Raw genomic sequence first — 19190 nt, 5'->3', positions numbered from 1 at the left:
GGGATCAGAGCGATCCCGTGGCCTTAACAGGCCTCATCCCACGGAACACCTGCCGCCAGCCTCGAAGGCTGAGGCGGCAGGGTTTCATCGTTTCCCAGGCAAGGCAGGGTTCTCCCGCCGGAAGGACCGACGTCCATGGCAATCACCCGCATCATCATCCCGCGTCTGGTTCTTCTGCTTTTCGTGGTGTTAGGCGTCGCCATCATCACCTTCACGATCTCGCATCTCATACCGGGAGATCCGGCGCGCATGATCGCGGGCGACCGGGCGAGCGCCGAAACGCTTGAAAACGTCAGGCGCAATCTCGGCCTCGATCGACCTGTCGTCGAACAGTTCACCATCTATATCGGCAATCTGCTGCAGGGCGATCTGGGGACATCCCTGCGGACCAATCGCCCTGTTGCCGGCGATATCCGGACCTTCCTGCCCGCGACCTTGGAGCTTGGAGCCGTCGCGCTCTTCATCGCGATCTGTCTGGGCGTGCCGCTTGGCGTGCTGTCTGCGGTCTACAAGGACGGTCCGATCGACCAGATTGCGCGAACGGTCTCGGTCTGCGGCATCTCGATGCCGGTGTTCTGGTTCGGTCTTATCCTGATCTATTTCTTCTACGCCAAGTTCCAGATCTTGCCCGGCAGCGGGCGTCTTGCCATGGGCATCGTTGCGCCAGAGCGCATCACCGGCTTCCTGTTGATCGACTCACTGCTGCAAGGCCGCTTCGACGCCTTCCGCAGCGCCGTCTACCACATCATCCTGCCGGGCTTTGTGCTGGCCTTCGCCAATATGGGCGTGATCACGCGGCAGATTCGCGCCTCTATGCTCGATGTCCTGCAGGAAGACTACATTCGGACCGCCCGCGCCAGCGGCCTGCGCAAGGGCATGATCATCTTCAACTATGCGCTCAGAAACGCGCTGATCCCTTCAATCACCCTGTTGGGACTGGCGCTTGGCGATCTTCTCTATGGCGCGGTCTTGACCGAGACGATCTTCGCCTGGCCTGGCATGGGCACCTACGTCGTTACCTCCATTCAGACGCTCGATTTTCCCGCCATCATGGGTTTCACGATCGTCGCTTCCATCGGGTATGTGCTGATCAACCTCCTGGTCGATCTCGCCTACATGCTCGCCGATCCGCAGATCAGGGAGGTCTGATCATGTCCGCCGTCATGCCGACCGAACCTGCCGCGGCAACCCCCGCAATGCGCAGAGCCAAGTCCATCTCCGAGCGCCTGCGGTATCTTTGGTATCTCAGTCACCGGAGCCCCCTGACCCTGGTCGGCGCTGCCATCATCCTGCTCGTTTTCATCATGATCATCGCCGCGCCGGTGATCGCACCCTACAACCCGGACAAGGTCGCCCTGACGGCGCGCCTGTTGCCGCCGAGCGCCGCCCATTGGTTCGGTACCGACGAGGTCGGCCGCGACCTGTTCTCGCGGGTGATCTACGGGGCAAGGGCGTCCTGCGGTGCCGCCTTCATGATTGTGCTGATTTCGATGTCGATCGGGGTGCTGATCGGTTGTTTTTCCGGCGTGGTCGGCGGACGGATTGACACCGCCATCATGCGGTTGATGGATGTCGTCCTTGCCTTGCCGGCGCTCGTGCTGGCCATGGCGCTGGCTGCCGCCCTTGGCCCGAGCCTGTTCAACTCCATGCTGGCCGTGGCGATCGTGCGTATTCCCGCCTATGTGCGCCTGGCCCGGGGCCAGACGCTTTCCCTGCGTGAGCAGGTCTTCGTCAAGGCGTCGCGCACCTTCGGCGCCTCGCCGTTCTACATTCTGCGCTGGCATATCCTGCCAAACGCCATGTCGCCGATCATCGTGCAGGCGACGCTCGACCTGGGCGGGGTCGTGTTGATCGCGGCCGCCCTCAGCTTCATCGGCCTCGGTGCGCAGCCGCCCACCGCGGAATGGGGCGCACTTGTCAGCAGCGGCCGCAGCTACATGCTCGATCAGTGGTGGTACGCCACTTTTCCCGGCCTCGCCATTCTGATCACCGCCATGGGATGCAATCTTGTCGGCGACGGCATCCGCGATATGCTCGACCCGCGCTTGAGGGGCAGATGATGAACGATACCGTTGAATCTCGCGGTCAGGCACTGGCCATTCACAATCTGTCGCTGGAGTTTCCAACCTTCAGTGGCGCGATCAAGGCGCTCGACGACGTGTCGATCAATGTCGCAAAGGCAGAGATCGTCGGGATCGTCGGCGAGTCCGGCTGCGGAAAATCGGTGACGACCATGGCGGCGACAGGACTGTTGCCCAAGGGGCGCTACAGGATCACCGGCGGCTCCGTCAGGCTCTTTGGTCACAGCACCCTCACTATGGACGAGAGCCTGCTGCAGGACGTGCGCGGCAAGATGGTCTCGACCATCTTCCAGGAGCCGATGAACGCGCTCAACCCGACGATCCGTATCGGCAAGCAACTGACTGACGTCATCATGCGTCACGAAGAGGCAAGCTTGCCGGATGCCAGGCGCATTGCCCGGGATATTCTTGCCGACATGCTGATCGGCGAGCCCGAGCGCGTCATGAAGCAATACCCTTTCGAACTCTCCGGCGGCATGCGGCAACGGGTGCTGATCGCCATGGCGTTTTCGTGCAATCCGGGCCTCATCATCGCCGACGAGCCGACGACAGCACTCGATGTCACTGTCCAAGCCGTGATCCTGCGGCTTATTCAGAACCGCGCCCGCCGGACCGGCACGTCGGTGATCTTCATCTCGCACAACGTCGCGGTCGTGTCGCAGCTCTGCGATCGGCTTTATGTGATGTACGCCGGAAGGATCGTCGAGCATGGCGCGACCCGAACCGTTCTCGATGCGCCGCAGCATCCCTATACCCAGGCACTTCTGCGCTGTCTGCCGGAACGGGTGGCGCCGAAGCAGGAGCTCGAAGCGATCACCGGCGCGGTGCCGAACCTGATGCACCCGCCTGCCGGCTGCTATTTCCAGCCGCGATGCAAGGAAGCGATCGACCTCTGTCGATCCCGGTCTCCGCAACTGGCGGGGGCCGATGGCCGAGAGGTCGCGTGCTGGCGGCGAGGTGTCGGGCCGGAATTAGCAGAGCAGGGGAGCCGGCAATGACCGAAGGTATTGACACGATAGCCCCGCCGGTTCTGGAGGTTTCCGATCTCACTGTCCGCTTTCCGGCATCCCGAGACTGGCTCGGCCGCGCCACCTCACATGTGCACGCCGTCAACGGTGTCAGCCTTCAGGTTCGCGGCGGCGGGAGCCTAGGCATTGTCGGCGAGTCCGGTTGCGGCAAGAGCACGCTCGCCCAGGCGATCATCGGGCTTGCGCCGTACGAAAAGGGCTCGGTGGCGATCGACGGTCAGGATTTTCAGGCGGCACAGGGAAGGCAGAAGCGCGACCTGCGGCAGAAGATGCAGATCGTTTTCCAGGATCCGCAATCCTCTCTCGATCGGCGGCTGCCGGTCTGGCGGCTGATCAGCGAACCACTGCACATTCGCGGCGGGCGCAGCAATGCCGAACTGCATGCCAAGGCGGCGGAGCTGGCCGCCGCCGTCGGCTTGAGGCCGGAACATCTGGATCGTCTGCCCCACGAATTTTCGGGCGGCCAGCGCCAGCGCATCGCAATCGCCCGCGCCATGAGCACGGATCCTGATCTCATGGTGTTGGACGAGCCGACGTCGGCGCTCGATGTGTCGGTGCAGGCGCAGATCGTCAACCTGCTCTTGAAGTTGCAGCGGGAGCGGGGGCTGACATACCTCCTGATTTCGCACGATGTCGCGCTGGTTCGCCATTTCTGCGACGACGTCGCTGTGATGTATCTCGGCCAGATCGTTGAATCAGGTCCGGCCGACGACGTTCTTGGCAATCCTCGCCACCCATACACCCAGACGCTGCTGGCCTCGGCTCCGAGTTTCGAAACGCCCTTGCCGACCCTTGCAGAGTTGCGGATCGGGGAGCTTCCAAACAACCGCAAACTGCCGACCGGCTGTTTCTACAGGGAGAGATGCGGCAAGACTGTTGCTGGTTGCGAGGCGCCGCAGGTTCTCCAGCGCCTGGGCGATGGCGCGCGCCACGCGCGATGTCATCTGGCGCAGGGTTGAGGCGCGGACGGGCGCGACAGATACGTTCCGCCTCCCGTCGGCATGGGTGGCGGCATGGCGGCTCGATGTCGTTTGATGCGCGCGGCCTCCCTTTTGAGAAATATAATTTTCTTATACGAAAAATAATTTGATTGATATTTCCGACTGTGCAAATTTGGCGCTGTTCGCTCCGCGGCGCTCAGCCGAAATCCGACCCACCGCTTGCCGGAGAAAACAGAGACCTGAATCAGCGCAAATCGGCGCCCCTCTGTCGGCGGCCGTTTGCGCATGTTTCGGAATGTTGCCAGACGCAGTCGCGCGTGTGGCGGTCCGGGCGCCTGCGCCCCGGGCATCAAGGTGATTTGATGAAAGGGCTTGACATGACGAAGGAAGTTGAATGGGCGCGCATGACCGCACCCAGCCTGCGCGAAATCGCCGGCAAGTCGGGGGCGCTCGCCATCCTGCCCATCGGCTCGCTGGAACAGCACGGCCCGCACCTGCCGGTTATTACCGACACCGCCAGCGCATCCGCGGCTGCCATTCGCGCCGCCCGTCTGGTTGCTGATGATATCCCGGTCGCCGTTCTTCCTGGCCTCTGGCTCGGCATGAGCGAACACCACCTGCCTTTCGGCGGAACCATCACGCTCGACTACGATACGCTCAGCCGCGTCATCCGCTGCATCGTCCGCTCGTTGAAGACGCTCGGCTTTTCGCGGCTGTTCATCGTCAACGGCCATGGCGGCAACATGGACCCGCTCGCAGTTGCCGTGCGTGAACTGGCGGTCGAGTTCGCCATGCCGATCGTCGCCACGACGCCATGGATGCTGGCGCCGGAGGAGGCGGGGAAGATCTTCGAGGTCGACACCGGTGCGCATCATGCCTGCGAAGGTGAGGCTTCGGTGATGCTGGCGATCGTGCCGGACGCGGTAAAGACCGAAATGTTCGGCCAGGCCGTCGGAAACCAGCAGCATCCTGTCGATGTGCCGGCCGACGTGTCGCGCTTCTATTCCTTCGCCGAGCGCGCGCCGGTCACGGGCACCTGGGGCGATCCGCGCAGCGCAACCGCCGAGAAGGGCGAGCGCTTCCTCGATCTCCAGGCGGGCGAACTGGTGAAGCTGATCCGCAACGACGTGCTCTGGACGGCGCCGGATCCGGTCTGGGCACTCGGCCGCGGCCTCGGCACGACGGCCGGGAAGGCCGATTAAGCTATCCCGGCGGGGCATTCGCCGGGCACTTCGCATTCCATTCCTGAGGGAGGACAGCAATGAACTTGAAGCTCGCGCGGACGCGCAAAACCCTTGTATCGCTTCTTGCAGCGACGATGCTTTCGGGCGTCGCGCTGGCGCCTGCCATGGCGAAGACGCTCGTCTATTGCTCGGAGGGCTCACCGGAAGGGTTCGACGCGGCGCTCTACTCGGCCAACAGCACGTGGGATGCTTCCGCCGAGACGATCTATGATCGTCTCACCGAATTCGAACCCGGTACGACCAACGTCGTTCCCGGCCTTGCCGAGACCTGGACCATATCCGACGACAATCTCGAATATACGCTGAAGCTGCGTGCGGGCGTGAAGTTCCAGACGACGGACGATTTCACCCCGACGCGGGACTTCAACGCCGACGACGTGCTCTTCACCTACAATCGCCAACTGGACAAGAACGATCCGTGGAACAGCTATTTCCCTGGCGCGAACTGGGAAATGTTCAACGCAATGGAAATGCCGGCGGTCATCAAGGAGATCGTCAAGATCGATGACAAGACCGTCACGTTCGTGCTGAACCAGCCGGATGCGTCGCTTCCTTCGAAGCTTGCGCTGAACTTCGGCTCGATCGTGTCGAAGGAATATGCCGACAAGCTTGCAGCAGAGGGACGACGTGAGAACCTCGACCGCAAACCGGTTGGTACCGGTCCGTTCCGCTTTGTCGACTACCAGCAGGACGCGGCGATCCGCTTTGCGGCGAATGCCGACTATTGGGATGGGGCGCCGAAGATCGACAACCTAATCTTTGCGATCACCACCGATGCGACCACGCGCATGCAGAAACTTCAGGCCGGCGAATGCCATGTCGCGCCATATCCGGCACCTGCTGACGTGGCTGGTCTGAAGGCAAATCCGGACCTCAATGTGCTGGAACAGCCGGGTCTCAACGTGTCCTATCTGGCGATGAACACGTTGGTTGCGCCGTTTGACAAGCTGGAGGTGCGCCGCGCCATCAACATGGCGATCGATCGGAAAGCGATCGTCGATTCCGTCTATCAGGGCATGGGCCAGATCGCCCAAAGCATCCTTCCGCCGACCATGTGGGGCTATAACGGCAGTATCGACGGCTACGGTTACGACGTCGAGGCGGCAAAGAAGCTGCTCGACGAGGCCGGCGTCAAGGATCTGAGCATGAAGATCTGGGCGATGCCCGTCAGTCGTCCCTATATGCCGAATGCACGCCGAGCGGCGGAACTGATGCAGGCGGATCTCGCCAAGGTCGACATCAAGGTCGAGATCGTCTCCTACGAATGGGGCGAGTATCTGAAGAAATCGCGCGACAAGGCGCGGGACGGCGCCATCATCCTCGGCGGTACGAGCGACAACGGCGACCCGGACAACCTGCTCAGCTACTTCTTCAGTTGCGCCGGCGTCGGCGGCAGCAACAATGCCAACTGGTGCTACATGCCGCTGGACGAGATCTTCCAGAAGGCACGAGCCGGCTCGAACCAAAGCGAGCGGACAAAGCTCTACGAAGAAGCGCAGGCAATCATCAGCGACCAGGCGCCCTGGGTGCCGATCGCCCATTCCACCGTCATTCTGCCGATGTCGAAAAAGGTAAAGAACTATGTGATGGAGCCCTTGGGCTCACACCGCTTCGAGAAGGTCGACATCGAAGAATAAATCCCCGCAACTTGGCTGTCCTAGCGCGCCGGCACCTGCCGGCGCGCTAGGACAGCGGGCAGCCAGGTGCGTGAGCTTTTACGTGGATTTCGGACCAACGTGGGCCGCCGAGAAGCTGATCGAGCGCCACCGGACTGCCGTCAGCAAGGAGACCTGCGTTTAGTGGATGATGGAAGCCGGTATCCGGGCGTCGCGCTGCGAAAGTGAAAAGCGGGTTTTGCAGCTGCGCGGCCAGGGCGATTGGTACGGTGCCGAGGCAATAGCTGGACGTTCACTGACAAAACCGTTGATCACGGAACTCTGGTTCGAATCTACTCAAGGCGATCATTGGCATTTCGGCCATCAAGCCGAAGGCTCGCAGAACGCCGGAAGCGACAAGAAGGGCTAGGGACAAAAAGGCTCTGCAAAGAACTTCGCAGGGGCGAGATCGGTCAGGCACAAGGCCCGGATTGTTTGTCCGACCACCGTCATGGTGCCACGGTCGTGATGATCGACCAGATGGCCGGCGAGAGGCGTAAGCAACAACCTCGCCACGCTGAATGAAACATCACAGCACGCCCCACCAAGCGGGAGCCGCCAACGTGGAAAGCTAGGCGACTTTAACGCCTAACTCTTGCAACGTAACAAGCTTTAGGATTCTTGCGGTCGCAAAAGCCGCCGGTCGACGATGGTCAGGGCAAGTGAAGCCGCCAAACTGACACCGAGAACGATCATGGTGCCAGCCACTTCCAGCTGCGTTGCCGCGATGGGCAAAACAGCCAGGATAGCCAGATTGTTGAGGCTTTCAGAAACTGCCAGAACCTGACCTTTGTCAGCGTCGCTGCGGGTGGCGAGCATGGACGTGCTCGCTGGCGCGGCGAGGCCAAGCGCAAATCCCCAGATGACAAGACAGACAAGCCCTCCTGCTAAGGGAAGTGGCGCGAGCATGAATGTGCTGATCGCCAAAACAAGAAGTGCGAGGGCCACCACAAGCGTCACGTCGTCTTTTCGGCAAAGGCGGCTGACGGGGCCAATGCCGAGATTACCAATTGTAAGCCCGAAGCCGAACGCCGACACCGAAACTCGACTGCGCCAACACTTAGGCCATGACGTGTTGGTTTTCACGCTTTTGGCGGCCTTTCTCGCAACAGCGCGTCGCAACCGCTATTCGTTCCCAGGATGACTAACGGGCCATGCCTGTGGCTTGGAAGCCCGCGGCAAAGACTTCCGGCCCGATAAGTTAGACGCCGCCATCTGCGTATCGAGGGAGACTGAATAATGCGTGTGCACGTTATATCTATCCCGATTTACGGATATCACTTGCCAAATCTCCCGGCGGTCGAATATGTGAGAACCATCCATTTTACGCCAATACCATTTTCAGGAACCATTTCAGATCGCCGCGATTCCCGTGATCTCGAGCCATGTCTTGCAAGGCTTGCCCGCGTTCGTTCGAAGCGAGCTCGGGGGGCGAGCGTTGCTGCGTGCCAATCGCGCCGCGGGCTTCGACGTAGAGCTGATCGAGGATCGCAATGTCTACATTCCTCAGCAGTCCGTGGTTTGCTTCGTCGAAGCCATGGCGAGGGCATTGGGCGACGCGAATCTCGGTCTCCTGCTCGTGCCCAATATGGACGTTTCCGCGTATGGCAGCTTCGGGCGTTTTATCACTGAAGCAGACACGCTCGGCGAGGCGATCAAACGAAGTATCGTGGCGCTGCAGTATCACAGTACTTTTGACAATTTGACGGTCACCACAACGAAGGAGGAACTACGCTTTGGCTACAAATTCGCTCTGGCCGGGTCTCGGGGTTATGAGTCGGTCGCATGTGCTGCCGCTGGCGAACTGCTGAGTCTCTTCAAGGCATATCTGCCTGAACATTGGCACCCCCTTCGCATCGAACTTGACATCCCGACCCCGAGCCATACCTCGCTTTTTGAGGACGTGTTTCAATGCCCGGTGATATTCAATGCGCCAGCAGTGGCGGTCGTCGTTGAGCGGCATCGGTTGATGGCTGCGTCGCGACGAACATCTCGGTCGATCGTGACTCTCGAGGACGTGGCTCGCGATCGTCCAGGGGGTGCACCTCGGAGTTTGTTGGAAATCGCCACTGCACAGATTCGGGCACAGCTACTCGCGGGCGATGTGTCGATCGAGGATGCTGCGCGGACAATGGACACGAGCGTTCGGACGCTGCAGCGTGAACTTCGACAGGCAGGAGCCGACTTCCGTAGCCTGACCAGCGCAGTGAGAATGCAACGTGCGACGGAAATGTTGCGCGACGGGGCCGTCTCGATCACCAACATTTCGGAGGATCTGGGCTATTCCTCTCCCGCTGGCTTTTCCCGCGCTTTTCGGAAGGCTACCGGATTTGGACCTCGCGAGTTTCGCGTCAGAGAGAACCTATCCACTGCTGATCCCGACAGCGAATCCGCAGCACAAACTAGCGACCCATAGTCGAACCGCTAAAAGCAATTGCCTCATTCCCCTTCACGTGGCTTTCGACGCGATCAAGCTGGCTAGGCCGTGCCTGGTGCAGCCGTCTTATCTGGGCGCTGCCGCGCGGCCAGCGTCGCGGCGGCTGTCTCCTTGTCGTCACCGCTGACTTGAACCACCGGCTGAGCAAAGTCGATCCCATTGCCATGGAAAGCCTGCATCAGCATCGCGTAAGCCTTCCGACGGATCATTGTCTGTTCCCCAGGCTTGCAGGTGAAGGCGATACCAAGTTCGATTCCGTATTCACCGATCTGCTCGACGCCCTTGAGCTTGAGCGGCTCGATAAAGAACGAACCGAGTTCCGGATCGGCCTGCAATTGCGCGCCGATCTCCTTGATGAGCTTGCGGACTTTATCAACATCGGTTTTGAAAGGGACACGGATGCGGAATTTGTCGACAGTCCAATCGCGGCTGGCATTCTTGATCGCGCCAAGCGAACCAAAGGGTACGGTGAAGATTGGCCCACGGTGGTGCCGCAGCCGCACGGAACGAAGGCTGAAGGATTCCACGACGCCCGTATAGTTTCCTGCTTCGATGTATTCCCCGACCCGGAAGGCATCGTCCAGTAGATAGAAAATACCGCTGACCACGTCCTTGACCAAGGTCTGCGAGCCGAATCCAATTGCAACGCCGACCACGCCCGCGCCTGCGACCAGCGGGCCGACTTTGACGCCCATCTCCGAAAGAACCGTGAGCACCGCGACACACAGAAGTGCTGCTGCCAAGGCGTTGCGGAAAACAGGCAGCAAAGTGCGAAGCCGGCTTTCTCGCGCGAGCGCGTTCGATGGGAGCGCCGCTTCATCGCCAACGTCGCTCAGCTTGCGGGTAATGTAGGCTTTTGCCAATTGCCAGACGAAGTCGATGATGAGCAGAATCACGACGCTGTTGAATGCCCCGGCAATGATCGTCCGGATCAATGTCACTTCACCGGAAACAAAAGGGAAATTGTGGCGCCAAACGAATGCGACCCAGTCGACCGCTGCAATAAGGATAATGGCCCGCGTTCCGCGGACGAGCAGGACCGTCTTAGCGTCCGGTAGGTCCCCTCCGCTCGAACGCGAGGGCGAGAAAGAAAGGGTTAGGCTGTCGGCAATCGACAAAGCGCGGGGCACGAGGACAAGCATCATGCCGAGCCAGAATAAAGCCAGGAAGTCGCCGCACCAGAGCAGCCACAGGACGACCGCGCCCGAGATGCCCATGGCGCGAGAGACACGGCCTTGCAAAGATCCGACATCGCTGGAGCGCTCACGCCAGATCAAGGCGATTGCTATAACGACAAGCGGAATGGACAATCCGATAGCGAGAGCCGACCGGACGCCGGCTTCAACCAGCCGCTCGCATATGGCCGAGAATGCCATCGTTGCCGCCAGCATTGCGACGAATATCCGGATCCGCGAATAGGAGCGTGCCGATACTACGGATGCGGCCAGCGCGATGCGGAAGAGCGCGGTCGCGAGCCTGTAGGTGATCAATGCGACGAGCGAGTAGAGTACGACCACACGCATGAGTGGCGGCCAGTTGAACAGGAAAAAGAGGATTGCAGCGGTCGCCGTGTATATCGAAAGCGTCAGAAACTCCGTGTAGGCTTGCATCCAAGGAGGGTTGGGCAAGGGTGCCGCTGGCAGTGAACGACGAAAGATCCATTCGGTGCCAAACGCAATGCCTGCGATGATAACGAACATCAGCGCCGCGGGCACCAAACCGCTGCTCCGTGCCTCTTGCCGAACCGCAGACATGACGCGGGAAAGTTCATCCCCGATCCGTGGCACTGCGGCAAGAAGTGCATTGAAACGGGCGCGTGAGCGGGCCTCCCATTCCTCGATGAACCACACTGCCTCATTGTCGCGGGGCTCGGAAACGGCCGCTTGCTTCTGCTCTAGCCAGACTCTTACGTCCTCATCCTCGAGAAGACGCAGCAGTTCGTCTACCTTGGACGGTTGCGCAATTCGGGCCGCAGGCGTTTGCGCCTGTAGGTTCGTAAGCCCACAAAGGCACAGGAACAAACTGAATAGCAAAGGCCGAAGAACGTACATAAAAGCTCGGTCCACTGGATCAGACCCCATTTGTCAAGAATTGGTCTCCAAAAACCAAAGACAGGGCCGAAACTAACGTGGTTTCACGATAGTTCGTGTTTGCAGCCGCCACGAACCGGAGCCGTGGCGGCTGCATGCACGCCGACAGAATCAGCTCACCTTCTTCACCGGCGGTATCGTCCAAGAACCATCAATGATGGAGGGACTGCTCTCGTTGGGCCAGTAGAGCCGCATCATGAGGATGAACTTTCCCTTGGGCGCCGGGAGCCAGTTCGATTCCTTGTCCGGTCCGGGTGCTTCGTGTTGGATAAACAGGTCGATCGAGCCATCCGGATTTGCTTTGAGCGGCTGCCGTGCGCTGATGGAGTAGCGGTTCAACGGATTGTCGACAAAGAAGTAGTCCGCATCATACATGGTCAATGACCAGAATCCCGAAACCGGTGGCGTAAGTCCCTTCTTGAACGTGAGAACGTAATTCTCGGACCCGTTATATGCCCGCTTGATCACCCCGTCGCCGGACTTCAGCGAGGTCGGATAGATCGCATCTTGCGGCCGGTTCGCCCCAAGACCGATCGCAGTGATCAAGGCACGCTGGACGTAGTTGGTGCCATAAATCCCCGTCTTCGTCGTGAAGCCCCAGCCGTCGATGTCCTGTACGTCGCCGTCGCTGAATTTGAAATGCGTCATGATGCGCGCGAAGCCGAGCTGAGGGACGCGCTTCACAAAAGCAGGATCGAACTTGGCCTTGTCGAAGTCCTGTCCAGGAACGATGCCGAGTTCGGCGAGCTTTGCGACCATAGGTGCATCCGCGTCGGTCGGCGGGTTTCTTTTCAGGAGCTCGGCAAAGAGGGTGAAGTACTCGATGGCGTCCATGCTGTTGACTTGCTCGCGAACGGCAGTCTCCATATCGATCGACGGGTCGACCTTGCCTTTGGGAGCCGTCCAATCCTTGCCCCACGCGCTCAAGGGATAGAGTTTGACCTCATCCTGAAGCTTATGGACTTCGGCGTAGTCCTCCTGGGTCCCCGTGCAATAGATGCGTCCAAGCAGCCAGACGATGCTCGTCGGAGATCTATATTGGGTCACGCCTTCGGGCAGTGTTCCTTCCCAGCCTGGCCCGGTAACAACAAACGTCTGGGCCTCGGTGCCTGTGGTGCGTTTTCCGGGGACGTCGAAGACAGTTGTCCAGCCATCCAGCATCGGAAACAGGGCATACCGGTCTTTCAAATCGGGCAGGCTCACCACCCAAGGCTCGTCCCCCACATCAAAGAAAGCCGTCGTATAAAGAGTGTCGGCGTTAGGTGCGGTCACGTCGCGAAACTTGGCGTCTGGATATTGGCGCAGCTTGATCAGATGCCCCATGGGGCCACGGGTTCCTTCGGGTTCCGCGACGTTGGTAATCACGCGCCTGGTCACTTCCATCGTCACCAGAGGATAGGCATAAATGTACGCTTCGACGGCGAGCGCGAATTCATCGAGCCCTTCCGGCAAATCTGCCACCAAACCGTCGGCGGCAGCAGCAGGCCTAGCGAGAGAGCCTGCCGCCAGTATTCCAAGACCGGCGGCCGTCAAGTCACGACGCGTAATATCCATTCTGTCCCTCCATCGAAAAATTGAGTTGCGATGTAATGCACTGAGTTCAGTCGATGTAAACGACGACGTAACGCCCGCCGTACGGTTGGTAGTAGACCCCGCCGCAACGCCACACCGCGGTGCCATTGACACTAGTGCTGACGCAGCCCGCGGGCAGTGCGGCGACATACATCGTGGAGCGGCGGATCACTCGGCGCGTGGTACGGCGAGCAACACCGGCGACACTTCCTGGTGTCAGCGGGCGTCCCACGACCGCCTGCGCCTCGGATACGAACGAGCCGAACGGCGCGGGAACGAGAGTGTCTGCCGCAAGCATCCCTAGACCGGCGATGGCGACTGAAAGGATCTTTCCGTGCAGCTTGCGCGTCGTCATTGCACCGTCTCCAGAGAAAGCTCGCCGGTGACATCGGCGTGGACGTGTTCCAGCTTGTTGGCAGCCGCTGGCGGCGTGAATTTAAACCTCGCGGCTTCGATCTCATCCGACTTCCAGTTGCTGAGCCGTAGCGAATATTGTGGCGCCCCGGTCGTCCATTTCGTCGTGATGACATACTTGAGCGGCAAAGGCTTGCTGCCCTTGCTGATCCAGATCTGCCAGTCAACGATATCGGTTCTGAAGGCGAGATGATCGCACTCCACCCCGTTGACGAATGCCGATCCGACAACGGTTCCGACGGTCACGCCGTCGGTCAGGACCGTATAGGGGTCGCTTGCCAGCAGGTCGGCCCCCGGAGCGTCAAGTCCGGTGGCGGCGCGAAGCTCCTCGGTCGCATCTTCAACACCGTGGCCGGGACTCTGCAACTGCGCGTAAACGTTCAGGATTTTGTCGTGCAGCGATATCGTGTTGCCGTCAAATATCACCTCCGCCTGGGCAAAGGGGCCCATGCGCCTCATCCGGAAGCCCTTGGCGCGATCGAGTGCGATGGAGCCGGATGCGCTGTATTGGATCTTCTGGCCCTCCAGATTGACGACTTCCTGATCAGCGTCATAGTCGACACTAAGTGTTGGCATTGACTTGAGATTTTCGCTCATCGCGGCCATGATCCGATCAGCCTCCGGCTCGATTCTGTCTTGCGCCGATACCGGCCAAGCCATCACACTACCAGCAACCACTAACATCCCTGTAAATCGGCGCCGCCAAGCCGCGCCAAGTAACCTCAGTCCGCCATTCATTCGCTCACCCAGAAGGCTCGTTGATTTCGCTTGCGGGCCAGGACTCGCAACAGTTCTTGCTCCTGCGAACAACTTGGTTGCGAAGGCCTCCCAGCCCGTGGCATTACTGCTGTATTGGCCGCGTTTCTTCTTACCATTTCACGCCAAGTTGCACTTTCAATGTTACATTCAGCGCCCGCGTTCGGAATAAGGGCGAAGAGTTCGGGGCATGCCGACGCGGACGTTGCAGCGACACTTAAAATTCTGCGGTTGATTTTGAGGATTACCGGTCGCGTCGCAGTGAGGCGATCCGGCTGCTCTGCGAAGGCGTTCACAGCATAAGCGACATCGCCTTTAAGGTGGGTTACAGCGATGCCGCACACCATATTCAGTTAATGTTCCCGTTTTGTGCGTTCAATGTCGCATAATGTATCGACGGGAACTCCTTAGCCGTTCGCTCCGTCGCTGAGTATTTCCATGTAGGCGCGGTAGACGAACACTCGGCCACGGCGCCGACCCGTCGCTTCTTCAACAATCCCGAGTCGCTGGAGTTGCTCGAGGGCCGCGTTAACGGTCGGCATTGTCAGGCCGCTCCGCTTCATTGCTGTGGAGGCGGTCAAGTATGGGCTGGTGCGCATGGTTTCGTGGATCTGAAGGACCGATCCCGTACGTTCAGACTCTCTTATGATGCGTTCGCGGTCGCCCTCGAACAGTCGTGCAATTTGGTTGGCGGTCTCAAACGCTTGTTCCGCTGTTTCGGCGATTCCGTCGAGAAAGAACTCGAGCCAAGCTTCCCAGGTGCCGTATTCGCGGACTTCCTGCAGCAGGCGGTAATAGTCGGACCTGCGGGATTTGAAATAGAGGCTGAGGTAAAGCAAGGGTTGTCGAAGTACGCCCGTGGCGCAAAGGAATAGCGTGATCAGGAGTCGACCGAGACGACCGTTGCCGTCCAGGAAAGGGTGGATGGTCTCAAACTGAACGTGGATGAGCCCCGCCTTGATCAGAGGGGGAATGTCGGGCGTGTCCGAATGAACGAACCTCTCCCATTCCCCGAGACAATTCATGACTTCGTTGGGAGGAGGGGGCACGAACATGGCGTTTCCCGGCCGAGTTCCACCGATCCAGTTCTGTGACGTGCGGAATTCGCCGGGGCTCTTCGTCCCACCGCGGCCGCTGTCCAACAATCGTTGATGCATCTCCCGAATAAGGCGCAGGGATAATGGGAGTTGTTCCAGGCGCTCGAGGCCGAACATCATGGCATCGACGTAATTGGAGACTTCGCGAATATCGTCGACGGGCTCGCCGCCAATCGCCTCCGTTTCGAAGCGTAGCAGGTCGGAAAGCGTCAATTGGGTGCCCTCTATCTGAGATGAAAGGACCGCCTCTTTGCGCACGTACATGTAGAGGAACAGTTCCTTGTTGGGCAGCAACACGGAAACACCGTCCAGCCGTCCGAGCGCACGCTCGGCCGCGCTGAGACGAGTGAGCAGGCCACGGATCGCGATTGGCGGAACCGGAGGAAGGGGAGGCGGCACAAACGCCTTGATGCGTTCGCCACCTACGGCGGTTTCGACCAAGCGGCCAAGCCGTCCATTGGTGTTGGGGTCTTTGCTGACCATAGCCTCCCCGAGTCGATTGTTGTGCTGAAGTTAAATAGCATTGACCCTTAATAAAGGAAACCGCATTTTTGTTAATTAACGCTTTCGCTTAATTAACAATAGGGCAATCGAAGCTGGTTCGAATCCCTTCAAGGCGAGAGACGCATCCGGACGGGGCGACATGTTGCCGGCTTCCGGCCGACTCAGTCGGGTGGAGTTCATTCGCGTTACTGCCTTTGCTCTGAACACCGAGGAAGCGTCAGGAGCGTATACTTGGCCAGCGTGACCCCTGCGTGTCAATTGGGGCCGATGGCAGACCGTCTGGCGGGACGGGGCCGGGAGCCACGCCCCGCAGCCACTTCTGTTCGTGATGAACTCCAGAAGGTCAGCGTTCAGCACATCAGCGTTCACTGTCAGCATCCCGTGCGAGAAACCGGGATAGGTCTTCAACGAACCGTTCGGCAGCAGCTTGACCGCCTTCAAAGCCGAGGCGGCGATCGGAACGACCTGGTCGTCCTCACCGTGCAGCACCAGCGTCGGCGGTGATCGTCTTGAGGTCATCGATCTGGTCGGTTTCCGAGAAGGCCTTGATGCCATCGTAGTGCGCCTTGGCGCTCCCCATCATGCCCTGCCGCCACCAGTTCTGGAGCACGCCTTAATGGACCGCCGCGCCCTCGCGGTTGAAGCCGTAGAACGGGCCTGACGGGACGTCGCGGAAGAACTGTGCACGGTTGCCGGCCAGTGCCGTCCGAAAGCCGTCGAAGACCGCCATCGGCGTGCCTTTGGGGTTGTCGGCGGTCTTCAGCACCAGCGGCGGGATGGCGGCAACGAGGACGGCTGCTTTGGCCACCCGGCCCGGGTCAGCCTTCGCTCGGCACCGGCGTGTTGAGAAGCTGCTGCTCCCAAAGATACGCGATGCCGCTGCCGCCGAAGTGCTGGATGAGAATCTCGGTCAGCTCCTCGACATGCTCGGTGCGCGCCCAATCGCGTTGCCATTCGCCAGCGAGCGCCATCACGGTCATCACGTTCGCGCCGGCCGAGGCCATGCGCAGGATGGCAACTTCGTGAGACTCCTTCGAAATCCCGCCCGACGCGTCGGTGATCACGGTGACGTCCCAGCCTTCGCCGGCGGCCTGGATGACAGGCATTGCGACGCAGACCTCGGTCCACAGGCCGGCGATGATCAGTTGCTTGCGGCCGGTCGCCTTGACGACGTTCACCACATTCTCGTCCTGCCAGGTGTTCACCCAGGTGCGATCGATGACTTCCTGGTCCGGAAATACGTCGGTGATCTGCTTAAAGAGAAGTCCACCGCGCGCCGCGATCACGCTGGTGAGAATGGTCGGAACATTGAAGGCTCTTGCTAGCTTCGCCAGCGCGGTCGTGTTGTTGACCACCATATGCGGATCGTGGCTGTTCAGGTTCGCGAGTTGATACGGTTGGTGATCGATCAGAACGAGGACCGAATCTTCGGGACGAAGAAGCGAATCGAGGCCGTTACGAGGGGGCATCAAGACTTCCTTTCTCTGCCGCTGTGGACGGCGATGGGTTCACGGGAGACATGCGCCAGCGGGTGACGTTGCCAAGACGCAATTTGCTGTTCCTTTTGGTGGTGCGGTAGTGCCATAGTCGGGCAAGCTGTGTCGCGAAATAAGGAACGCCGGAATGGACATCGAAGACCTACAGACATTCGTCGCAGTGGCCGATGCCGGGGGCGTATCGGCCGCCGCGCGCCGGCTTGGCGTCTCCAAATCGATCGTCAGCCGGCGACTCTTCCGGGTCGAAGCGGAGCTTGGCGTCCAGCTTCTTGCACGAACGACCCGCGGCGCCGCGCTCACGGAAGCGGGAATCACGTTCAGGGACCATGCGGCCAGAGCCAGCGCCGAGATTGACACCGCCAAGGAAACGATCCTCCCCACCGGTGAGTTGCGCGGCCGCCTGAGGGTTGCCATGCCGCTTACGTTCGGCCCGACCCACTTCGCCCCCGTGCTTGCGGACATGGCGCGCCAGCACCCGCAGCTTCACATCCATACCTCCTACAGCGATCGCTTCGTCGATCTCATCGCAGAGGGTTTTGATTGCGCGATTCGGGGTGCCTACCTCCAAGACTCAAACCTGATCGCGAAGCGCGTTGGGCCGATCCATGGCAAGCTTGTCGCCAGCCCGGATTACATCAAAGCGCACGGGTCACCTGAGACCCTGGACGAACTCGTCACGCATCAGGCCCTCATGCAGGGAACGGAAGCCTGGCAGTTCATGGATCGCGACAAGATCGTCACGGTTCAGCCGCAGGGCAGGTTCAAGGCCGACAGCGCCACGGCGCTTGCCGCTGCGGCGGCGGCAGGTCTCGGCATCGCCTGGCTCCCCGATTGCATCACATATGGATATGTGGCCTCCGGCGCTCTGGTCCCGATCATGACACGCTATCCGGTCCCTCCGGGGGCGGCGTATGTCGTCCGCCCGCCGGGTCAGCATCCCACGCGGAAAGTGCGTGTGCTTACCGAAATGCTGACTGAGTACTTCAAACGGAACCCGGACGTTTGGGGTCTCGACCGTTGAAACACGGGACGAAGCCTTATCAACCAGACCGATGTTCCCATACCCTTTTCCAGTTCGCGCCACGAGACGAATTCCAGGCCTCGATGGCAAGTCGACGACGGGGCGTTCGATCACCCGGCTGGTCGAACCGACTGCCGGAACGATCCTGCTCGACGGCGACGATGTGATGGGGCTTCGGCGCGGACGGTTGCGCAGGATGCGGCGCACTGTCCAGATGGTTTTCCAGGAGCCGTTCGCCAGTCTCGACCCTCGCATGACAATTGGTCCGGCGGTGATGGAGCCTTTCATCGAGCACGGTCTCGGCACGAAGCTGCAAGCACGCGACAAGGCGGCGGAACTTCTGAAACGCGTCGGACTCAACCCGGATCTAATGCGGCGCTATCCGCACGAGTTTTCCGGCGGTCAGCGGCAGCGTATCGCCATCGCGCGGTCCCTCATGCTCGATCCGAAGGTAATCGTGGCCGACGAGGCGGTGTCGGCGCTTGACGTGTCGATCAAGGCACAGGTCTGCAACCTGCTCCTCGACCTCCAGCAGAGCTTCAATCTCGCCTATCTGTTCATCAGCCACGACATGGCCGTCGTGGCGCGGGTGAGCCATCGGGTCGCCGTGATGTATCTTGGCGAGATCGTCGAAATAGGCCCGCGCCAGGCGGTGTTTGAAAACCCGCAGCATTCCTATACGCGGAAACTGATGGCGGCCGTCCCCGTGCCGGACCCGGCGCGGCGCAATGTCAAGCGTTCCATCACGACCGACGAGATCAGAAGTCCGGCGCAGTCCATCGACTATGTACCACCCAAGCGCCAGTACCGCCAGGTCTCGCCAGGACACCTCGTCCAGGTCTGACTTCGGAATT

Annotated in this window: 16 protein-coding genes and 2 pseudogenes; 10 read left to right on the top strand and 8 right to left on the bottom strand. The window is 60.3% G+C overall.

Translation table 11 applies throughout. The features are described 5' to 3' along the window. Positions 1–135: 135 nt before the first annotated feature. The 7 genes from ABIE33_RS27255 to ABIE33_RS27225 all read left to right on the top strand — a co-directional run bounded on the left by ABIE33_RS27255 (position 136) and on the right by ABIE33_RS27225 (position 7319). Positions 136–1149, top strand: coding sequence for an ABC transporter permease (locus ABIE33_RS27255; RefSeq protein WP_429130903.1), 1014 nt, complete (start codon positions 136–138; stop codon positions 1147–1149). 2 nt (positions 1150–1151) lie between these two features. Continuing rightward, positions 1152–2060: a D,D-dipeptide ABC transporter permease gene (gene ddpC / locus ABIE33_RS27250; RefSeq protein WP_429130902.1), complete on the top strand. Its 909-nt coding sequence runs from the start codon at positions 1152–1154 to the stop codon at positions 2058–2060. Next, entirely contained in the window at positions 2060–3079 is a 1020-nt protein-coding gene (locus ABIE33_RS27245; RefSeq protein ID WP_429130901.1) for an ABC transporter ATP-binding protein, read from the top strand. The genes ddpC and ABIE33_RS27245 overlap by 1 nt, the downstream gene beginning before the upstream one ends. After that, positions 3076–4068, top strand: a complete 993-nt coding sequence (locus ABIE33_RS27240) for an oligopeptide/dipeptide ABC transporter ATP-binding protein (protein ID WP_429130900.1) — start codon at positions 3076–3078, stop codon at positions 4066–4068. The genes ABIE33_RS27245 and ABIE33_RS27240 overlap by 4 nt, the downstream gene beginning before the upstream one ends. 359 nt (positions 4069–4427) lie before the next feature. Then, positions 4428–5252: a creatininase family protein gene (locus ABIE33_RS27235; RefSeq protein ID WP_429130899.1), complete on the top strand. Its 825-nt coding sequence runs from the start codon at positions 4428–4430 to the stop codon at positions 5250–5252. 59 nt (positions 5253–5311) lie between these two features. Next, complete coding sequence (locus tag ABIE33_RS27230; protein WP_429130898.1) at positions 5312–6931, top strand: ABC transporter substrate-binding protein; 1620 nt, start codon at positions 5312–5314, stop codon at positions 6929–6931. 166 nt (positions 6932–7097) lie between these two features. Continuing rightward, a complete protein-coding gene (locus ABIE33_RS27225) occupies positions 7098–7319 on the top strand; it encodes a hypothetical protein (protein ID WP_429130897.1) in 222 nt (73 codons plus the stop codon). A 242-nt stretch (positions 7320–7561) separates the two neighbouring features. On the opposite strand, the gene ABIE33_RS27220 is transcribed toward ABIE33_RS27225, so the two are convergent. Then, entirely contained in the window at positions 7562–8035 is a 474-nt protein-coding gene (locus tag ABIE33_RS27220; RefSeq protein ID WP_429130896.1) for a hypothetical protein, read from the bottom strand. Between the two features lie 352 nt (positions 8036–8387). On the opposite strand from ABIE33_RS27220, the gene ABIE33_RS27215 reads away from it, so the two are divergent. Beyond that, complete coding sequence (locus ABIE33_RS27215; protein ID WP_429130895.1) at positions 8388–9365, top strand: AraC family transcriptional regulator ligand-binding domain-containing protein; 978 nt, start codon at positions 8388–8390, stop codon at positions 9363–9365. A 62-nt stretch (positions 9366–9427) separates the two neighbouring features. On the opposite strand, the gene ABIE33_RS27210 is transcribed toward ABIE33_RS27215, so the two are convergent. From ABIE33_RS27210 to ABIE33_RS27180, 7 genes and pseudogenes are all read right to left on the bottom strand, one after another. Then, a complete protein-coding gene (locus ABIE33_RS27210; protein WP_429130894.1) occupies positions 9428–11437 on the bottom strand; it encodes a mechanosensitive ion channel domain-containing protein in 2010 nt (669 codons plus the stop codon). 150 nt (positions 11438–11587) lie between these two features. Next, positions 11588–13030, bottom strand: a complete 1443-nt coding sequence (locus ABIE33_RS27205; RefSeq protein ID WP_429130893.1) for a DUF1254 domain-containing protein — start codon at positions 13028–13030, stop codon at positions 11588–11590. Positions 13031–13076: 46 nt separating this feature from the next. Further along, on the bottom strand, positions 13077–13346 hold the full coding sequence (locus ABIE33_RS27200) for a hypothetical protein (protein WP_429130918.1): 270 nt from the start codon (positions 13344–13346) through the stop codon (positions 13077–13079). 53 nt (positions 13347–13399) lie between these two features. Continuing rightward, positions 13400–14200 carry a DUF2092 domain-containing protein gene (locus ABIE33_RS27195; RefSeq protein ID WP_429130892.1) on the bottom strand — a complete coding sequence of 267 codons (801 nt, stop codon included), beginning with the start codon at positions 14198–14200 and terminating at the stop codon, positions 13400–13402. A gap of 425 nt (positions 14201–14625) precedes the next feature. Next, positions 14626–15798 (bottom strand): Fic family protein, encoded by a 1173-nt coding sequence (locus tag ABIE33_RS27190; RefSeq protein WP_429130891.1) that lies wholly within the window; start codon positions 15796–15798, stop codon positions 14626–14628. 342 nt (positions 15799–16140) lie between these two features. Next, positions 16141–16633: pseudogene (locus ABIE33_RS27185) on the bottom strand (alpha/beta fold hydrolase); the annotation flags it as partial. A gap of 4 nt (positions 16634–16637) precedes the next feature. Then, positions 16638–17288 (bottom strand): hydrolase, encoded by a 651-nt coding sequence (locus ABIE33_RS27180; RefSeq protein WP_429130890.1) that lies wholly within the window; start codon positions 17286–17288, stop codon positions 16638–16640. Positions 17289–17442: 154 nt separating this feature from the next. Between ABIE33_RS27180 and ABIE33_RS27175 the strand changes: the two genes are divergently transcribed. Together ABIE33_RS27175 and ABIE33_RS27170 are read left to right on the top strand one after the other, a co-directional pair. After that, complete coding sequence (locus tag ABIE33_RS27175; RefSeq protein WP_429130889.1) at positions 17443–18336, top strand: LysR family transcriptional regulator; 894 nt, start codon at positions 17443–17445, stop codon at positions 18334–18336. An 85-nt stretch (positions 18337–18421) separates the two neighbouring features. Continuing rightward, positions 18422–19180 (top strand): annotated as a pseudogene (locus ABIE33_RS27170) (ATP-binding cassette domain-containing protein); the annotation flags it as partial. Between the last annotated feature and the right edge of the window lie 10 nt (positions 19181–19190).

The sequence above is a fragment of the Ensifer sp. 4252 genome (genome assembly GCF_050434565.1).
Taxonomy (GTDB): Bacteria; Pseudomonadota; Alphaproteobacteria; order Rhizobiales; family Rhizobiaceae; genus Ensifer.
This window is presented reverse-complemented; position numbering and strand designations above follow the sequence as displayed.

Excerpts from the sequence above, each read along its gene's own strand:
- ABIE33_RS27195 (WP_429130892.1), bottom strand. The coding sequence starts at position 14,200 with ATGAATGGCGGACTGAGGTTACTTGGCGCGGCTTGGCGGCGCCGATTT.
- ABIE33_RS27255 (WP_429130903.1), top strand. The coding sequence starts at position 136 with ATGGCAATCACCCGCATCATCATCCCGCGTCTGGTTCTTCTGCTTTTC.
- ABIE33_RS27205 (WP_429130893.1), bottom strand. The coding sequence starts at position 13,030 with ATGGATATTACGCGTCGTGACTTGACGGCCGCCGGTCTTGGAATACTG.
- ABIE33_RS27200 (WP_429130918.1), bottom strand. The coding sequence starts at position 13,346 with ATGCTTGCGGCAGACACTCTCGTTCCCGCGCCGTTCGGCTCGTTCGTA.
- ABIE33_RS27175 (WP_429130889.1), top strand. The coding sequence starts at position 17,443 with ATGGACATCGAAGACCTACAGACATTCGTCGCAGTGGCCGATGCCGGG.
- ABIE33_RS27180 (WP_429130890.1), bottom strand. The coding sequence starts at position 17,288 with ATGCCCCCTCGTAACGGCCTCGATTCGCTTCTTCGTCCCGAAGATTCG.
- ABIE33_RS27240 (WP_429130900.1), top strand. The coding sequence starts at position 3,076 with ATGACCGAAGGTATTGACACGATAGCCCCGCCGGTTCTGGAGGTTTCC.
- ddpC (WP_429130902.1), top strand. The coding sequence starts at position 1,152 with ATGTCCGCCGTCATGCCGACCGAACCTGCCGCGGCAACCCCCGCAATG.
- ABIE33_RS27245 (WP_429130901.1), top strand. The coding sequence starts at position 2,060 with ATGAACGATACCGTTGAATCTCGCGGTCAGGCACTGGCCATTCACAAT.
- ABIE33_RS27230 (WP_429130898.1), top strand. The coding sequence starts at position 5,312 with ATGAACTTGAAGCTCGCGCGGACGCGCAAAACCCTTGTATCGCTTCTT.
- ABIE33_RS27235 (WP_429130899.1), top strand. The coding sequence starts at position 4,428 with ATGACGAAGGAAGTTGAATGGGCGCGCATGACCGCACCCAGCCTGCGC.
- ABIE33_RS27225 (WP_429130897.1), top strand. The coding sequence starts at position 7,098 with ATGATGGAAGCCGGTATCCGGGCGTCGCGCTGCGAAAGTGAAAAGCGG.
- ABIE33_RS27190 (WP_429130891.1), bottom strand. The coding sequence starts at position 15,798 with ATGGTCAGCAAAGACCCCAACACCAATGGACGGCTTGGCCGCTTGGTC.
- ABIE33_RS27210 (WP_429130894.1), bottom strand. The coding sequence starts at position 11,437 with ATGTACGTTCTTCGGCCTTTGCTATTCAGTTTGTTCCTGTGCCTTTGT.